Origin of the sequence: Cupriavidus sp. DL-D2 (assembly GCF_039710735.1) — a bacterium.
In the GTDB taxonomy this organism is placed as follows: Bacteria; Pseudomonadota; Gammaproteobacteria; order Burkholderiales; family Burkholderiaceae; genus Cupriavidus.
Genome location: NZ_JBDKXK010000014.1, coordinates 82,200 through 98,413, shown reverse-complemented (window position 1 = coordinate 98,413; position 16,214 = coordinate 82,200). Strand labels below are relative to the sequence as shown.

Here is a 16,214-nt window from a genome sequence, read left to right as displayed (position 1 = left end):
GCGAACCTGGATTGACCGAGGAGAGATCGATGAAGGATTTCCGCAACAGGGTGGCCGCAATTACGGGCGCCGGTTCCGGCATGGGCCGCTGTCTGGCGATACAACTGGCGCAGGCCGGCTGCCACGTGGCGCTATCGGATCGCAATGAGGCGGGGCTGGCGCAAACGCTTGCCGAGGTGCAGCGCGCAGCGCCCGATATCCACGCAACCACGCATGTTGTGGATGTAGCGGATCGCGCTGCAGTGTATGCGTGGGCCGATACCGTGGCGCGCGATCATGGCCGTGTCAACCTGATCTTCAACAACGCGGGCGTGGCGCACTCCAGCACCGTGGAAGGTATGAGCTACGACGATCTCGAATGGATCATCGGCATCAACTTCTGGGGCGTGGTGTACGGCACCAAGGCTTTCCTGCCGCACCTGAAAGCCAGCGGCGAAGGGCATATCGTCAACACGTCGAGCGTATTCGGCCTGTTCGCGCAACCCGGCATGGGCGCTTACAACGCGAGCAAGTACGCCGTGCGCGGCTTCACCGAATCGCTGCGGCAGGAGCTGGATTTGATGGATTGCGGCGTGTCGGCCACGACCGTGCATCCGGGTGGCATCAAGACCAATATCGCGCGCGACAGCCGGGTCTCGTCCAGCGTCAACGGCCTGCTGGTGCGCGATGAACAGCAGGGCCGCGAGGAGTTCGAGAAATTCTTCATCACCTCGGCGGACAAGGCCGCGCGCGTGATCCTCGATGCCGTGCGTGCCAACAAGCGGCGCGTGCTGGTGGGCCCCGATGCATACGCCGCCGATGCGATGGCGCGCTTGCTGCCTGCAGCGTACCAGTCGCTCGTGGTACGCGAGACGCGCCGCAAGCGTCGGCAGTTCGTGCAAGGCGACGCTCCCGCATCGGCGCCCGGCGGAGAACGCGCATGACGCGCGCCGCCCTGCCTCGCGAAGCGGTGCTGCAGGCACCGCCCGGTCGATTCACGCGCTGGTTCGGCCAGGGCCGCGTGGGTTTCACGAGCCTGTCGCGCGACACGCTCGCGCGCCGCTATGCGCTGCCAACCTCGCGCTGGGTACAGGTCATGGGCGCACTTGTTCACTACACCGAAGAAGGCGTGGCCGAGGGCGAGCCACTGGTGCTGATCCACGGGTTCGGCGCGTCGCTGCACACGTGGGAAGGACTGATGCCGATGCTGCGCCAGCGGTATCGCGTGGTCCGCCTCGATATTCCACCGTTCGGTCTCACCGGCCCGCTGCGCGATGCACGCGGTCGCGTGGTCACGATGGATGTCGATGTGTATCGCAGCTTCATCGACAGCTTCCTGCTGGCCGTGGGTATCTCGCGCGCCACGCTGATCGGCAACTCGCTGGGCGGGTTGATTGCGTGGGATCTCGCCGCACGCCGGCCCGCGCTGGTGGATAGGCTCGTGCTGATCGATGCGGCGGGCTTTCCGATGAAGCTGCCGATCTATATCGGTCTGTTCCGGCACGCCGTGGTGCGCTGGTCGGCCCCGTGGATGTTGCCCGAAGCGATCATCCGCGCGGCCACACGCGATGTGTACGGCGATGCCAGGCGCGTGCCGGAATCCACGTTCCGGCGCTACGTCGATTTCTTTTATGCAGCAGGCAGCCGCGAAGCGGTGGGCCGCATGGTGCCGAGGCTCGATTTCGATGCGTTGGATACCGAGCGGCTGCGCGGCGTGCAAGCCCCCACGCTGGTGTTGTGGGGCGAGCGCGACCGCTGGATACCGCCCGCGCATGCCGCGGCGTTCGCGGCACGTCTCCCCGTCGTGTCGCTGCACCGCTATGCGGGTCTCGGCCATGTCCCGATGGAAGAAGACCCGCAGCGCGTGGCGGCTGACCTGCTGCCCTTCCTCGACGGCGCCCGTGAGGCGTCGGTCCCTTCGACACAGGAGTCCTCGTCATGATGCCCGTACGCCGCGACGTTCATCCCCATCTGCCGCCCGAACGCATCTGCGATTGGCACGAGCGCGGGCAGCACGTCACCCACTTCATCAACGCGCTGTCGATCTTCTTCCCGGCCGGCGAACGCTTCTTCATGGACAGCGTGCGCAACTACCGCGACCGCGTCACCGATCCTGAACTCAAGCAGGCTGTGGCTGGCTTCATCGGGCAGGAGGCGATGCACACGCGCGAGCACATCCTTTACAACCGGTTGTTGGATGATGCAGGACTGCCAGCGTCGAAGCTCGACAACGCGGTGGCCAAGCTGCTTAACCTGCTGCGCAAGATCCTGCCGAAATCGTGGCAGCTCGCGCACACCATCGCGCTGGAACACTACACGGCGATGCTGGCCGGCGGCATGCTGTCCGATCCGCGCCACATGGGTGTGTCCGAGCCGGGATATCGACAGGTGTGGACGTGGCACGCGCTGGAAGAAACCGAGCACAAGGCGGTGGCGTACGACGTGTGGAACACGGTGATGAAGCCGGGGCCGTATCGCTACCTGCTGCGCGCGTTCACGATGCTGACCACCACGGTTACGTTCTGGGCGCTGGTGTTCGTATTCCACGTGCGGCTGGTGATGGCGGACAAGACGTGCCGCAACAAGCTGACGGGCTTCGGCAGCGTGATCAAGTTTCTGTGGGGTTCACCGGGCGTGCTGCGCAAGATGATTCCGGAATGGTTCGATTACTTCCGGCCGGGCTTCCATCCGTGGGACGAAGACAACCGCGCGGAACTGAGCCGCATCATGCCGCTGATCGAAGAGATCGAACAGACGGCCATCAAGGCCGGGGCGAGTACGCGTGCGCCGTCATTGAGGTCAGCGGCTTGATTCTGTTGCGATAGTGCTTCGCGCGCCTGCCCTCTCCCCCGCCCCTCTCCCAGAGGGAGAGGGGAGAAAACCGGCAGGGTTTGAATCCTCGTCGGTGTGCTCCCCTCTCCCGCTTGTTTTGCTCCCCTCTCCCGCACGCGGGAGAGGGGCCGGGGGAGAGGGCCAACGCATTGATTACCGCTCGCGCTTTTCTTCCTGAAGGCTCGCCAAAATCCCCGCCACCCGATCCCCCAGATACTTGTTCGCCGAAATCTCCAGTGCGCGCATCATCTCCGTCTCCAGCGTGACCATCGCCAGCGGACGAATCCGCCACAGCACATCCACAATGCGTGGCACTTCCGCAGGCGGCGGCAGTTGCCCTTCGCCGAAGCGGTCCAGTTCGCGCACCACCATGCCGACGATGCGATCGGACACGGCCTGGAAATGCCCGCGTGCATGCTCGATGATGTCGAGCAGATCATTGAGCGGAAAGCCCGCACGCGCCATTTCCACGCCTGCCGCCAGCGCACGCGGACTGCGTGCCAGATAGCCGAGACCATCGGGCTCCAGCAACCCCAACGCAATCGCGCGCTTCAGCACCGGCCGTGAAATCGCGCGGCCAAACATGCGCGCGAGTGCGAGATAGGAATAGTGGCGCGGTGCCTCGGTATTCCACGGACTGCTGATTGCGGTTTCCAGACCCAGGATCGAGCGCAGGTCGTGCCCCTCCACGATGGCCTTGAGCAACTCCATGATGTTGGCGAGCGTGTAGCCGCGCGCCAGCAGATGGTTGATCAGCCGCAGCCGTCCCAGATGCGTCTGCGTATAGATGCCCACGCGCCCGCGCCGCTCGGGCGGATCGATCAGCCCCTTGTCCTGGTACGAGCGGATATTGCGCACCGTAGTGCCCGCCACGCGCGCGAGTTCGTCGATCGTGTACTCGGGCGGTGTCGTGGATAGATCGGCGGACATGGCGGAATCTGGGGAGGCGACGGACTGGCCGTCGCGCGGGATCGAGGTCATGGGGGAAAATTCTAAACGAGTCGGGCGACGCTACAATGCGCCAACACATTCCGGCGCCCCCATGCATATCCGTTGGCTCGAAGATTTCGTCTGTCTGGCACAGGCCGGCAGCCTCGCGCGTGCTGCCGAACTGCGCAATGTCACGCCCCCGGCATTCGGACGGCGCATGCAGGCGCTGGAGGTCTGGGCCGGCGCACCGCTGATCGACCGAAGCGCGTTTCCGGTGCGGCTCACCGCCGAAGGCCGCCAGTTTCTCGAAGCCGCCCAGGCCGCGCTGCGCACGCTCGACGAGGCACGGATGTCGCTGCGTGCGGCGCATCGTGCCGATGCCAGCACCATCACGATTGCCACCGGCAAGACACTCGCCCGCTCGATGGTGCCCGCATGGCTGGCCGGCCTGCGCCTTGCGTTGCGCAACGATCCCGTGGGCGCGGGTTTCCGCACGCGGCTCTCCACGCACGCCACGCATGACGCGCTGGAGATGTTCACCGAGGGCGATGCCGACTTCCTGCTCTGCTACAGCCCGCATGATCTTCCCGTGATGCTCGACGACACCCGCTACATGTTCCATCCGGTGGGCGTGGAGCGATTAGTGTGCGTGGCAGCGGCCGATGCGCGCGGCGGTCCAACGTTCCGACTCGGACAGCGTACGGCAATGGTGCCGATGATCGCGTATGCCGAGACCCTGACCATGGGCCGCATGGTCAATCAGGAAATCGCGCGCCGCAAACTGGCCGGCAAGCTCGACGTGATTGCGGTGAGCGATTTCGCGGAGTCGGTGCATGAAATGGTGCGCCAGAAAATGGGCCTGGCGTGGCTGCCCGCGAAGCTGATTGCGGATGATCTGCATGCAGGGAGGCTGGTGCGTGCGGATGTGCAGGGCGATGCTGTGGACCTTGCGCTGGATATCCGGCTGTATCGGCCGAGAACGCAGATGCGGGCATTGGCGGAGGTGTTTTGGGCGGCGGCGATCAAGTAGCTCCCCTGTTGTTTTTCTCCCCTCTCCCCGTTTGTTTTGCTCCCCTCTCCCGCTTTGCGGGAGAGGGGCTGGGGGAGAGGGCCAGCGGTCCAAATTGCGATGTGGTCGGCAAGCAGAGCCTCCCGCCCTCTCCCCTAACCCCTCTCCCGCTCGCGGGAGAGGGGAACCAAAAACCAAGCCGGAAGAGCGGCCATGCACCACTTCCGCCCATTGCCAAAACAGCAACCCCCATTGCCAAAGCTGCACGATGTGCGTGCCGCGCGCTCTCTAACATCGGCGCAAACATTCAAAGCCCTGCCGGAGAAATCATGAAGACCCTGATGCGCGTGGCCGTTGCCGCTACCCTTGCCAGTGCCGCGTTCGCGGCGTTGGCCGCTCCCGCCTATCCCACCAAGCCGATCACGCTCGTCGTGGGCTATACCGCAGGCGGCAGCGTGGACCTCGTGGCGCGCACCGTGGCGCCGGAGCTGGGCAAGCGCCTGGGCCAGAGCGTGGTGATCGAGAACCTTGGCGGCGCTGGCGGCACGATTGGTGCGCAGAAAGTGGTCAAGGCCGATGCCGATGGCTACACGCTGCTGCTGGGTTCGGGCAGCGAAGTGTCGATCGCGCGCCTGACCAATCCGGCCGTGCGCTATGACGGCGAGAAGGATCTGGCGGCCATCACGTTCGTCGGCACGCAGCCGATGGTGCTGGTCGGCAAGCTGGACCTGCCTGCAAAGAACGCCGCCGAACTGATCGCGCTGGCCAAGGCCAAGCCGGGTTCGCTGTCTTATGCCTCGTCGGGCGTGGGCACGCCGCTGAACCTGGCTGGCGAGCTGATCAAGCAGCAAGGTCAGGTCAACATCACGCATGTGCCGTACAAGGGCGCCTCGGCCATGGCCACCGACCTGCTCGGCGGCCAGATCGACCTCGCCGTGATGGTGCTGTCCTCCGCCCTCCCCCATATCCAGGCCAATCGCGTGCGCGCCTATGGCGTGACCGAAGGCAAGCGCGCCAGCGTGGCGCCGAATGTTCCTGCGCTGGCCGAGACCCCCGCGCTCAAGGGCGTGGACATGGGGGTATGGTTCGGATTGATGGCGCCTGGCAAAACTGACCGGGCTATTATCGATCGCCTGAATATTGAGATGCAGGCCGTGCTGACCATGCCCGATGTGAAGAAGAAGCTGGCCGAGGCCGGCGTGGAGGTTTCACCGGCCAATCCGGCGCAGTTCGCCAGCTTCGTGAAGCGCGAGACGGCCAAGTACCGCACCATCGTGCAGACCGCCGATATTCGCCAATGAGCCGCCAATAAGCCACAGCCGAGGATGTACCAGATGACGCAGCGTGCCCCTACCTTCGACGCCTATGCGGTCGAGGTCGAGTTTCCCGATATCCGCCCCTACGCCGAAGGCAACAGCGGCGTGGCGTACGTCCACACGTTCGACAGCGGCATTGCAGGTCCGCACGTGATGATCAACGCACTGACGCACGGCAACGAGGTGTGTGGGGCGATTACGGTGGGCGGCCTGCTTGACCATGGCCTGCGTCCGCGCACGGGCAAGCTGACGCTGTCGTTTGCCAATGTGGATGCCTACGCGCGCTTCGATGCGTCCACGCCCGATGCGTCACGCTTTGTCGATCAGGACTTCAACCGCGTCTGGACCGCTGCTGTGCTCGACGACATGTCGCGCGATTCCTCGGAGCTGCGCCGTGCCCGTGCGATGCGTCCCATTGTCGATACCGTCGACCTGCTGCTCGATCTGCATTCGATGCATGAGAAGAGCCGTCCGCTGATCGTGTCGGGTCCGCTCGACAAGGGCATCGCGCTATCGCGGGCGCTCGGCACGCCTGCGGACGTGATCGTCGACGAAGGCCATCCGGAAGGCCGCCGCATGCGCGACTACGCCGATTTTGGCGATGCCGCGAGCGCACGCAACGCGCTGCTGATCGAATGCGGCCAGCACTGGGAAGTCTCCGCCGTGGACGTGGCCCGCGACAGCACCGCGCGCTTTCTGCTGAACGCTGGCATCGTCGAGAAAGCCGATCTGCCCGCCGGATGGCTGCGTCCGCTGCCCGCCACGCAACGCGTGATCCACGTGACCGAGCCAGTGGTGGCCAGCAGCATGGACTTCCGTTTTGCCGGCCCTTATACCGGCCTCGAAACGTTTGCCGACGCGGGCACCGTGATCGCCTGGCGCGATGGCGAACCCGTGGTCACGCCCTACGCCAACTGCGTGCTCGTCATGCCTTCTCTGCGCCAGCTCCGGCCCGGCGTGACCGTAGTGCGGCTCGGTCAGCTTGAACTATGAAACCGGTTGCATATATCACAACGTGATATTTTGCCGATTCCCTAGATTAAGCATTCTCTACATTCAAGGCGGCACTTCGGACATCCGATAACCGTGACGTGACGACCTGCCATCAGAGCGGGCGTTACCCGTGCGTCACGATGGTGCACGGCGTTAATCACGGAGCGCCCCTTGTATTCAAACTCTTCTCTTACCCTGCCGCGGCAGGCGTCGGCTGGCGGCTTGCGCGCGCGGGCCGGCAGCTGGAGTATCGGCACGCGCCTAGCGCTGGTAGTCCTTGCCGTCCAGATTGTCGCGTTCTGCGCCTTTTCGTTGGCGCTCTCGCTGAGCAGCATGCGCCAGCTCGAAACGCAGGCGCGCGAGGCCATCACCGCCGAAAGCCAGACCCTGCGCGAGCTGGTGGCCCAGCTCGACGACACCATGTTGCAGGAGGCCGACCGCTTCCTGCTGAGCTTTGCCGCCGTACTCCCCGGACCGTATGCCGTGGACCCCGCGCAGACCATCGAGGTGGCTGGCAAGGCCACGCCCGAGTTCCGCAGCGGCGACCTTGTGCTCAACAACAGCTTCGAGATCCCGGACAAGTTCTTCGCCAACACAGGCGGCGTGGTGGCCACGGTTTTCGCGCGTACGGGCGATGACTACATCCGTGTCACCACCTCGCTGAAAAAGCAGGATGGCCAGCGCGCCATCGCCACCGTGCTCGATCGCGCCAGCCCGGCCTACGCGGCGGTGGCTGCAGGCAAGTCGTACCGCTCGCTGGCCTGGCTGTTCGGCAAGCCCTACATGAGCAAGTACGAACCCGTGCGCGATGCCAGCGGGAAGATCGTCGGCGCGCTGTACGTGGGCGTGAACGTCGAGGCGGAACTCGCGGCGCTGAAAAACCGCATCCGTCGCAAGACGATCGGTGCCGATGGCCAGTTCATCGTGATCGACGCCAAGCCGGGCGCGGACCAGGGCAAGGTGATGGTGGACCGCTCCGGCAGCGAAGGGACTGTGCAGATCGATGCCAAGGATGCCGAGGGCAAGTCCTGGGTGCGTGACATGATCGAGGCGAAGGATGGCGACGTCATCAACACCGTGGCCATCGGCAACAACGCCGCAGTGGAGCGCCTGACCGCGTTCGCGACCTATCCCGAATGGAAGTGGCTGATTGCCGGCAGCGTGCCGACGGCCTCGCTGCGCAACGAACTCGAAGCCAGCCGCAACCTTTTCCTGGCCGGTGGACTGCTGGCTGCGCTGGTGGTGTCGGCCGCGTTCTGGTGGCTGCTGCGCCGTATGGTCAGCCAGCCGCTGGCGCATGCCGCCGATGCAGCAGGGCGCCTGGCTTCCGGTGATCTCACCGCGCGGCTGGAGACCACGCGCAATGACGAGATCGGCCAGTTGATGCGTGCGATCGATGGCGTGGGGCAGGGCCTCAGTGGCATCGTCGACAAGGTGCGCGGCAGCGTGGGCGCCATTGCGGGCAGCACGAGCCAGATTGCCAGCGGCAATGCCGATCTCTCGGCGCGCACCGCATCGCAGGCGGGCAGCCTGGAGCGGACCGTGGCGAGCATCGAGGAGCTTTCGGTCACGGTGAAGCAGAATGCCGACAACGCGCACGACGCGAATGCCGCCGTGGCGAGCGCCGCCGATGCGGCACGCGCCGGCGGCACCACGGTGGGCCGCGTGGTCACGACCATGGCCGACATCCATCGCAATGCGCAGCAGGTGGTGGACATCATCGGCATGATCGACGGCATCGCGTTCCAGACCAACATCCTGGCGCTCAACGCCGCCGTGGAAGCCGCGCGCGCGGGCGAGCATGGCCGTGGGTTTGCCGTGGTGGCGGGCGAGGTGCGTAGCCTGGCGCAACGCAGCGCAAACGCTGCGGGCGAGATCAAGCAGTTGATCGAGCGTACGGTGACCGATCTGAAGTCGGGCAACGAGGCCGTGCAGCAGGCGGGTACGGCCATCGACGATATGGTGCGTCGCGTGGAAGGCATTGCCGCGCTGATGGGCGATATCAGCACAGCCTCGCGCGAGCAATCGCTGGGGCTGGGGCAGGTGAGCAGCGCCGTGGCGGAGATGGATACAGTGACGCAGCAGAACGCCGCGCTCGTGGAAGAAGCCGCTGCCGCCGCCGAAAGCCTGCATCACCAGGCGCAGGAGTTGCGCCAGGCGGTGGAGGTGTTCAGGCTGGCCTGATCGTCCCGGCCAGCTTGGACGTAGCCCGCTCAGGCCACCGGGGCCGGGGCGGGCTGGGCGGGTGCCGGCGCTGGTGCTGCTTCGGGCTGGGGTTGCGGCTTCAGTCCGGGGAAGAGTTCGTCCACCAGTTCCTCGATCTTCATGTCGGGCGGAATGAAGTTGCTCAGGTTCACGCCACCCGCGCTGCGGTTGGCGTTGAAGATGGCCTTGCCCACGCGCTCGCCGTTGCGGTACACGGTGATGTCGGCGGCGGCCAGGAAGGGCGTGATGTAGTTCTGGCGCTGTGCCACGTACATCGCCGTCATCGGGCAGGATGCCATGGACGAGTTCGGCGGCAGCAGCTTCACCTCGAAGTTGCGCACGCGCAGTGCCTTGATGAAGCTTTCCACGTAGGCATTGTTGCTCACCTGGTTGGTGACCACGCAGAACAGCGAGCCATCGGCACCGACCACGCGGTTGCCATCGACACGGAACTGCGCCGGGCCGCCATAGGCACCGGGCTGGAAACCGGCAATCGGATCGACCTGATCCGCGCGATCTACCGGCAACACGCTCTGGTAGGTGGAACAGCCCGTGGCCAGCAGGGCCAGCGTGGCGGCAATCGTTACTCTCTTCATCATGGGTCCTGGATCGCGTCGGCGAGGGCGCCGGCCGCCCGGACCCGCATCCATGGCGGTTCAGGGGCGCATTGCCGGCAGCATGCCTCCGTAATGTAGGCGTGCCGGCCATGGATCAAAGCGCAGAACAGCGAGGGACTGATGCCGCAAATCGCCGCGCAACCCCCGGATCCCGAAGCGATGCCTCGATGTGATGCCTAGTTGGCGCCGCCGCGCAGCAGGCAGTCCGACAGCAGCGGCGTACCGCCCTCGCCAACCCCTGCGCCGTTGCATTCCACGGCAACCTTCTGGCCGCGGCGGACCATCGTTGCGCGCGCTTCCACCTCGCAGGCGCGGGTGCCCGGACCGCAGATCTGGTCCTTCAGCAGATCGGCTCGCACTACCACGCCGGGATTGTCGGTGCGGATTTCGAGGTACACGTGCGCGTGATCGCGCCGGATCCCACTCGCCACACCATCGACGATGAGGTACTTCCCCTTGTAGCGATCATCGGCTGCGGCGGCGTCGGCGGCGTAGTCGGTAGCCAGCGCATCGGCCGGATATTGCGGCAGCAGGTCGGCAGGGCGGTTCGGATCGATACTGATCGGGTCCAGCACGCCGTTGCGCGGAATGCCGCGCGGGAGGCTGGCCGGCGGTTCGGCCGGGGTGGAGGCTGCAGCGGTATCGGTGGTGGTGTTGGTGGGGACGATTTCACCGGTGTCGTTCCCTACGAACCACAGCAGGACAAGGACAACGACAGCGACGGCGGCAACGAGGATCTGGCGGGAATTGCTCAACATCTTGGGGGCGGGCCGGACGCATCTGGCCGGGATAGGCAGGTAAGTAGGTCGCCAGTGTAGCGCGTCCTAGCCCGGTTCCGCGCCCGCCAGCAGGAACGTCCGCGCGGCGGCGAGGATCTCGTTCGACAGCGGCGTGCCCATCGTGGCGCGCGACAGCATCAGCGCTCCGGCCAGCGTGGCCATCTGTGCGACGGCTTTGCTGCGGGCCGCCGAGGCGTCATCGCCCGGCTGGATGGCGGTCAGGATCTGCAAGAGGTCTTCCACGCCATCATGGAAGGCCGCACGCACGGGCTTGTCCACGGCTTCACGCGCCACGTCGTTGGCCAGTGCCGCCACGGGGCACCCCGTGCCGGAGCTATTGCGGTTACGCGTCGAGAGATAGCCGTCGATCAGGGCGGCAAGCGCGGCATCATTGTCGGCGGCGTCGGCCACGCGCTTGCGCCAGCGCCCTTCGGCTTCCTCGAAGGCACGGGTGCAGGCGATGGCAGCCAGCGCATCCTTCGATTCGAAATGGCCGTAGAAGCCGCCGTGCGTGAGGCCGGCGGCACCCATGAGGTCCGCCACGCTGACACCGTTGAATCCCTGCTCGCGGAACAGCCGCGACGATACCTGCTCGATGACTACGCGGTTCTTCTCCGCTTCCGCTTTCGATACACGCGGCATGATGTGCTCCAGAAAGCTGTGTGGGCGATGGTCCGCCACATCGCATGACAAGTCAACGCAGCGGACTTCAAATGGAATAGACCCTCGGCAAACGATCCCGCTCCCGGTTTGCTCCCCTCTCCCATTTCATGGGAGAGGGGAGCTACCGAGGCGCAGCGCAACATCAAACGATAGTCGCCCCCTGACTCCCCAGCGCCACAAGGTATTCCTCCACCCCATACGGCGCCGTGTGCCCTTGCCCCGCCAGAAAGAAGTCACGCAGGATATCGCCCTGCTGCTCCAGCTTGTAGTCATGCAACGCCTTGCCCGCAATCAGTCGATAGCGATACTGGTTGAACCCCAGGAAGTGCAGCACCTGTTCGCACCCACCGCGCCACAACACATTGACCCCGCGCTGATGCTGCCAGACATGCGCCATCTCATGGATGAACAGCGCCTGCAGCCCCAACCCGGCCCGGCTGAAGTCATCGATCCCACGCAGCTTGCGCCCAAGGTAGATGTTGCCGTTCGGCGTGATGATGTAGCGACCACCCTGCCAGAAGACGAAATTGCGATGAAGGATGCGGACAGACGCGTAATCGACCGCGTCAGCAAAGATCTGATGGGCGAGGGCGATTTCGCCGGGGGTGAGGGGGCGGTTCATGACCATTGGAACGGCGTGAGTGCAAGATGCAGCATCAATGGGGTTGCGACAACAGGATCACGCTAGTGGTCGTCGCCATTCAAGCCGTTCGAGTCGAGTTGTAGTTGCTGCTGCTCTCGCTCGAGCTGCTGAATGCTCTTCTCCGGCGTTGGCAAGCTTTCAGGCATCGTGCCTCCAAGCTCCACAATCGTTTGACGGACTTTGGCTCCAACCTCAAAGTGGGTGGCGTTCGCCTGTGACTTACCGCGAACGTTGTCTCGCCTCAGCTTCTCTTCGGTCTGCGTTGCGCGAAACAAATTTGCCGCAAGCTCGGTGCTGCCCATATGGTCGAGGATTCGTTGCGTCTTCTTCAGACGCTTGGATCCGTGGATATCCTTTGCGCCAAAGCCACCATAAAGTCCGCGGTAGCCGTGGTCTTGAAAGATTGCGTAGTCGAGACCGGTTTTGACACCAGCGCTCTTTGCAGCAGCTGTCAACGCCTTGTTGTGATGGACCAATTCCCCACGCAGCATCAAACGTCGTTCATCCTCAGAGAAATTTCCAAACCTTGGCGAGTCATCCGCTAGTTCCTGCCGCCTGGTCTGGATCGCAAAGTACGTCTGCCCCTGAGCAATTGCAAGTTTGGACGGATCACCATTCTGTACGACCAGATAGCAGGCATATCTCGACAACTCGCAGTCTTCAATGGCGCGACGGGCTTTAGAACCGATGGAAACCATTTTCGTGATGTGACGAAAATGGTCTGCTGGCGTTTGACCGGATTTCTTGCACGCTTCGACGGCCTTGTCGACCACCCGGCGGAAGCTCTCCCAGTTTGCATACTCCAGGATGGGCTGGAGATCTCTGGCGTACCAGAACTCGGAATCTTCCTCGTTCGTTTGCCGGGTACTCTCGAAAGTACTGGTGGTCTTCGCGGTAGTTTGCTGGGTAGTCATGGCTTCATGGATGGCACTGTACAAAAACACAGTGTCATCCATGATGGCCCGAAGGATGTTGACCTGGACGAAGACCCCGCCGTGGTTACCGATCTGCACGGCATTGCGCCGCGCAGGTCGATACTCACTTCCCAATACAAAACCGCGTAAAGATCGTCCCCAGCAGATCGTCGCTCGTGAACTCGCCCGTGATGCTGTTCAGGTGATCCTGCGCGAGCCGTAGTTCCTCGGCGAACAGGTCGAGCGCCTGGGCGCTTTGCTCGGCGCGTTCCACGGCGCAGTCGAGGTGGGACTGCGCGCTGCGCAGGGCGATGAGGTGGCGTTCACGGGCCAGGAAGGTGCCTTCGTTGCCGGATTGCCAGCCGATCAGGCGCAGCAGTTCGCGACGCATCAGATCGATGCCGGCACCGGTGCGTGCGGAGATCCAGATCTCGGTGGGATTGGGGCCGTTGGCGGCCACAACGTGCGGCCGGTTGCCGCCGAAGCCCATTTCGCCAGCCGATGGGGCGAGGTCGATCTTGTTGACCACGCGCACGATGGGCGAGCCCGGTGGAAGTTGGCCGCTCAGGCGATCGTCGATGTGGTCGTCGGTCTCCGAGATGCCGTGTTCGAGGTAGTCGGCAGCATCCACGAGGTGCAGCACGATATCCGCGCGACGAATGGCCTCCCACGTGCGTTCGATACCGATGCGCTCCACTTCGTCGGCGGCATCGTCACGCAGGCCGGCAGTGTCGATGATGTGCAGCGGGATGCCGTCGATCTGGATGGTCTCGCGCACACGGTCGCGCGTGGTGCCGGCGATGGGTGTGACGATGGCAAGCTCCGCGCCGGCCAGTGCGTTCAGCAGCGACGACTTGCCGACGTTCGGTTGACCCGCCAGCACCACCGACAACCCTTCGCGCAGCAACGAACCCTGGCGCGCCTGCTTCAACACGCCCACCAGGGCTTCACGAATGCGCGTGAGTTGGCCGCGTGCATCGGAGGCTTCGAGGAAGTCGATTTCCTCTTCAGGAAAATCGAGCGTGGCTTCCACCAGCATGCGCAGGTGGATGACCTTTTCCACAAGCGCGTGGATGGCGCTGGAGAACTCGCCTTCCATCGAACGCGCGGCCGAGCGGGCGGCGGCTTCGGTGCTGGCTTCGATCAGGTCGGCCACGGCTTCCGCTTGCGCCAGGTCGAGCTTGTCGTTCAGAAATGCGCGGCGCGTGAATTCGCCGGGTTCGGCCACGCGCAGGCCCACGGGCTTGCCTGCTTCGAGGCAGCGCGACAGCAGCATCTGCATGACCACCGGGCCGCCGTGGCCCTGCAGTTCAAGCACTTCCTCTCCGGTGTAGGAATTCGGCGCGGGGAAGTACAACGCCAGGCCATGGTCGATGACCTTGCCGCGTGCGTCGAGGAAGGGCAGGTAGGTGGCGTGGCGCGGTTGCAGGTTGCGGCCGCATACGGCGCGCATGATCGTGCCGACATCGGGGCCGGACACGCGTACCACGCCGATGCCGCCGCGTCCCGGTGCGGTGGCGATGGCGGCAATCGGTAGCTCGGTGAGGGTGGCAGTCATGGGCGCTATTGTCGCAGAACGTTTTGCGGATCGGAGGGGAGGGCGTCGTGAAGCGCGTCGGCGCAGCCCAGGCATTCGGCCATCAGGCGGCGCGCCACGCTCTCGTCGATCAGGTCACCCAGCGCGGATTGCCGGGCGACCAGTTTCTTGCGCAGGCGTTTGCGATAGCGGCCGGGGAGCACGTCGGATAGTGCCTCGATGGCATAGCGCAGACGCTTGTTGCCGATGCGGAGTTTGTGAACGTGATCAGTCTGGCCGTCGCGGGCGATGCGCGCCAGATCGCGAACATGGCGCCGGGCCTTGCGAATGCGGCGGGGCGCGAAGCCCTTCAAGCGCTCGTCGGATGTCTCCGAGGCGATATGAATCAGATCGCGATACAGGATAGGCAGCGGCGATTGCCGATAGTGCGCGAGCTTCTCCATCATTTCGGCGTGATCGGCCACGCGTCGCGCTTGCGCGGTCTGCACCAGCGTGGTCAACACCGGATCGTTGGGCTGCATCTCCAGCGCCGGCGCAAGGGTCTCCGCGATGAAGACATCCCAGTCGCGCACGGGTCCGGCAGCGCCGGCCATATCGTGCAGCGTACGCTTCCAGCGCGCCTTGACGTGCGCGCCAAGGACCGGCCCGAAGGCCCACGTCACGGCACGCAGGTGGCGAATGGCGACGCGTAGTTGATGTACATCTTCGATCTCGTCCCGATGCTGCAGCGCTTCGAGCCGCTTGTCGACAGCGCGCAGCCCGTGATCGCCCAGGATAACGAACGCCCGGGTGGGACGCATCTTGCGATGCAATGCTGGTTGACGGCTCATGGCGGTGTCTCTTGATCGTGACCGGCAAAGAGATTGACTGCGCAGGGGTCCGTCTAGTGTAGGCGATGGCGCACGTGGGTGGCGCATGCATCGCCCGGCGCCAACACTGAGCTATCGGGTGGCGACAATGAAGACCCGAGGGAAGGGCAGCAGTACCGTGCCGTCTGGCAGCGCCGGAAAGACTTTGGCCAGGGCCGTTTCGTATTGTCTGAGATAGGCGGCTTTCTCGGTCTCGTCGAGCGGTGCCAGGAACGGCCGCAGGCCGCTACCCTTGAACCACTCGACCACCGCCGCCGCGCCGCCCTTGAGCGGATGCTGGTAGATCGTGCGCCAGATATCCACGCGGCTGCAGTGCGGCTTCAGCAATTCGTAGTACCAGCGTTCGGAGGGCAGGGCGGTGCGCGTGCCAGCCGCCTCGGTCAGCTTGGCAGACCACGGGCCGTTCATGGCGGTTTCGCGCATCAGCAGGTGCGGCGGCTCGTTGAGATTGTCCGGCATCTGCACGGCGAGGCTGCCGCCCGGCGTCAGGCGGCTGACGAGCGAGGGAAACAGCGTGGCGTGGTCGGGCACCCACTGGAACACGGCGTTGGCCAGCATCACATCCCACGGGCCGGCGTCGTTCCATTGCGTGGCATCGGCAATATCGAAATGCAGGTCGGGCAGCCGCTTGCGGGCGGCGGCGATCATGTCGGTGTCGCTGTCCACGCCCGTGACTTCGGCATCGACAAATCGGGCGGCCAGCACCTCGGTGGAGTTGCCTGGGCCGCAGCCGATATCGACCACGCGCCGGGCATCCACCGGCGGAATGGCCGCCACCAGATCGCGCACCGGGCGGGTTCGCTCGTCCTCGAACTGTACGTATTGGCTGGCCGACCACGTCATGGCATGTCCCTTTCCGCTGCAGCGGGGTTGCTAAGTCTTATATAAGACTTGAAGCATACGCCTTGAGGCCAGCCGCGTGGCGGCG

At 64.7% G+C, this 16,214-nt stretch carries 16 protein-coding genes; 7 read left to right on the top strand and 9 right to left on the bottom strand.

Features of this window, described 5'->3' with window-relative positions; genetic code table 11:
- Window positions 1-29 precede the first annotated feature (29 nt).
- Genes ABDB81_RS10775 through ABDB81_RS10765 form a run of 3 tightly spaced genes read left to right on the top strand, consistent with a single transcriptional unit; the run spans window position 30 to window position 2,790 of the window.
- On the top strand, window positions 30-923 hold the full coding sequence (locus tag ABDB81_RS10775; RefSeq protein ID WP_346811049.1) for an SDR family NAD(P)-dependent oxidoreductase: 894 nt from the start codon (window positions 30-32) through the stop codon (window positions 921-923).
- Entirely contained in the window at window positions 920-1,921 is a 1,002-nt protein-coding gene (locus ABDB81_RS10770; RefSeq protein WP_346811048.1) for an alpha/beta hydrolase, read from the top strand. The genes ABDB81_RS10775 and ABDB81_RS10770 overlap by 4 nt, the downstream gene beginning before the upstream one ends.
- A complete protein-coding gene (locus ABDB81_RS10765) occupies window positions 1,918-2,790 on the top strand; it encodes a metal-dependent hydrolase (RefSeq protein WP_137927953.1) in 873 nt (290 codons plus the stop codon). Before ABDB81_RS10770 ends, ABDB81_RS10765 begins: the two co-directional genes overlap by 4 nt.
- Before the next feature lie 174 nt (window positions 2,791-2,964).
- Here ABDB81_RS10765 and ABDB81_RS10760 read toward each other — a convergent pair whose 3' ends face one another.
- Window positions 2,965-3,741 (bottom strand): MerR family transcriptional regulator, encoded by a 777-nt coding sequence (locus ABDB81_RS10760; RefSeq protein ID WP_346811147.1) that lies wholly within the window; start codon window positions 3,739-3,741, stop codon window positions 2,965-2,967.
- Window positions 3,742-3,853: 112 nt separating this feature from the next.
- Between ABDB81_RS10760 and ABDB81_RS10755 the strand changes: the two genes are divergently transcribed.
- From ABDB81_RS10755 to ABDB81_RS10740, 4 genes are all read left to right on the top strand, one after another.
- Window positions 3,854-4,771 (top strand): LysR substrate-binding domain-containing protein, encoded by a 918-nt coding sequence (locus ABDB81_RS10755; RefSeq protein WP_346811047.1) that lies wholly within the window; start codon window positions 3,854-3,856, stop codon window positions 4,769-4,771.
- 308 nt (window positions 4,772-5,079) lie between these two features.
- Entirely contained in the window at window positions 5,080-6,051 is a 972-nt protein-coding gene (locus ABDB81_RS10750) for a tripartite tricarboxylate transporter substrate binding protein (protein ID WP_346811046.1), read from the top strand.
- 33 nt (window positions 6,052-6,084) lie between these two features.
- Window positions 6,085-7,059, top strand: coding sequence for a M14 family metallopeptidase (locus tag ABDB81_RS10745; protein WP_346811045.1), 975 nt, complete (start codon window positions 6,085-6,087; stop codon window positions 7,057-7,059).
- 333 nt (window positions 7,060-7,392) lie between these two features.
- On the top strand, window positions 7,393-9,243 hold the full coding sequence (locus tag ABDB81_RS10740) for a Cache 3/Cache 2 fusion domain-containing protein (RefSeq protein ID WP_346811044.1): 1,851 nt from the start codon (window positions 7,393-7,395) through the stop codon (window positions 9,241-9,243).
- 29 nt (window positions 9,244-9,272) lie between these two features.
- On the opposite strand, the gene ABDB81_RS10735 is transcribed toward ABDB81_RS10740, so the two are convergent.
- The 8 genes from ABDB81_RS10735 to tam all read right to left on the bottom strand — a co-directional run bounded on the left by ABDB81_RS10735 (window position 9,273) and on the right by tam (window position 16,129).
- Window positions 9,273-9,860, bottom strand: coding sequence for an Sbal_3080 family lipoprotein (locus tag ABDB81_RS10735; RefSeq protein WP_137928275.1), 588 nt, complete (start codon window positions 9,858-9,860; stop codon window positions 9,273-9,275).
- A 197-nt stretch (window positions 9,861-10,057) separates the two neighbouring features.
- On the bottom strand, window positions 10,058-10,639 hold the full coding sequence (locus ABDB81_RS10730; protein ID WP_346811043.1) for a hypothetical protein: 582 nt from the start codon (window positions 10,637-10,639) through the stop codon (window positions 10,058-10,060).
- Window positions 10,640-10,705: 66 nt separating this feature from the next.
- The gene (locus tag ABDB81_RS10725; RefSeq protein ID WP_137928267.1) at window positions 10,706-11,302 is read right to left on the bottom strand and encodes a TetR/AcrR family transcriptional regulator; all 597 of its coding nucleotides are present in this window, start codon (window positions 11,300-11,302) and stop codon (window positions 10,706-10,708) included.
- Window positions 11,303-11,465: 163 nt separating this feature from the next.
- On the bottom strand, window positions 11,466-11,945 hold the full coding sequence (locus ABDB81_RS10720; RefSeq protein ID WP_346811042.1) for a hypothetical protein: 480 nt from the start codon (window positions 11,943-11,945) through the stop codon (window positions 11,466-11,468).
- A 62-nt stretch (window positions 11,946-12,007) separates the two neighbouring features.
- Window positions 12,008-12,979, bottom strand: a complete 972-nt coding sequence (gene dinD / locus ABDB81_RS10715; protein ID WP_346811040.1) for a DNA damage-inducible protein D — start codon at window positions 12,977-12,979, stop codon at window positions 12,008-12,010.
- A gap of 25 nt (window positions 12,980-13,004) precedes the next feature.
- A complete protein-coding gene (gene mnmE, locus ABDB81_RS10710; RefSeq protein ID WP_346811038.1) occupies window positions 13,005-14,438 on the bottom strand; it encodes a tRNA uridine-5-carboxymethylaminomethyl(34) synthesis GTPase MnmE in 1,434 nt (477 codons plus the stop codon).
- A 5-nt stretch (window positions 14,439-14,443) separates the two neighbouring features.
- The gene (locus tag ABDB81_RS10705; RefSeq protein ID WP_346811036.1) at window positions 14,444-15,247 is read right to left on the bottom strand and encodes a CHAD domain-containing protein; all 804 of its coding nucleotides are present in this window, start codon (window positions 15,245-15,247) and stop codon (window positions 14,444-14,446) included.
- Window positions 15,248-15,358: 111 nt separating this feature from the next.
- Window positions 15,359-16,129 carry a trans-aconitate 2-methyltransferase gene (gene tam, locus ABDB81_RS10700; protein WP_160471102.1) on the bottom strand — a complete coding sequence of 257 codons (771 nt, stop codon included), beginning with the start codon at window positions 16,127-16,129 and terminating at the stop codon, window positions 15,359-15,361.
- Between the last annotated feature and the right edge of the window lie 85 nt (window positions 16,130-16,214).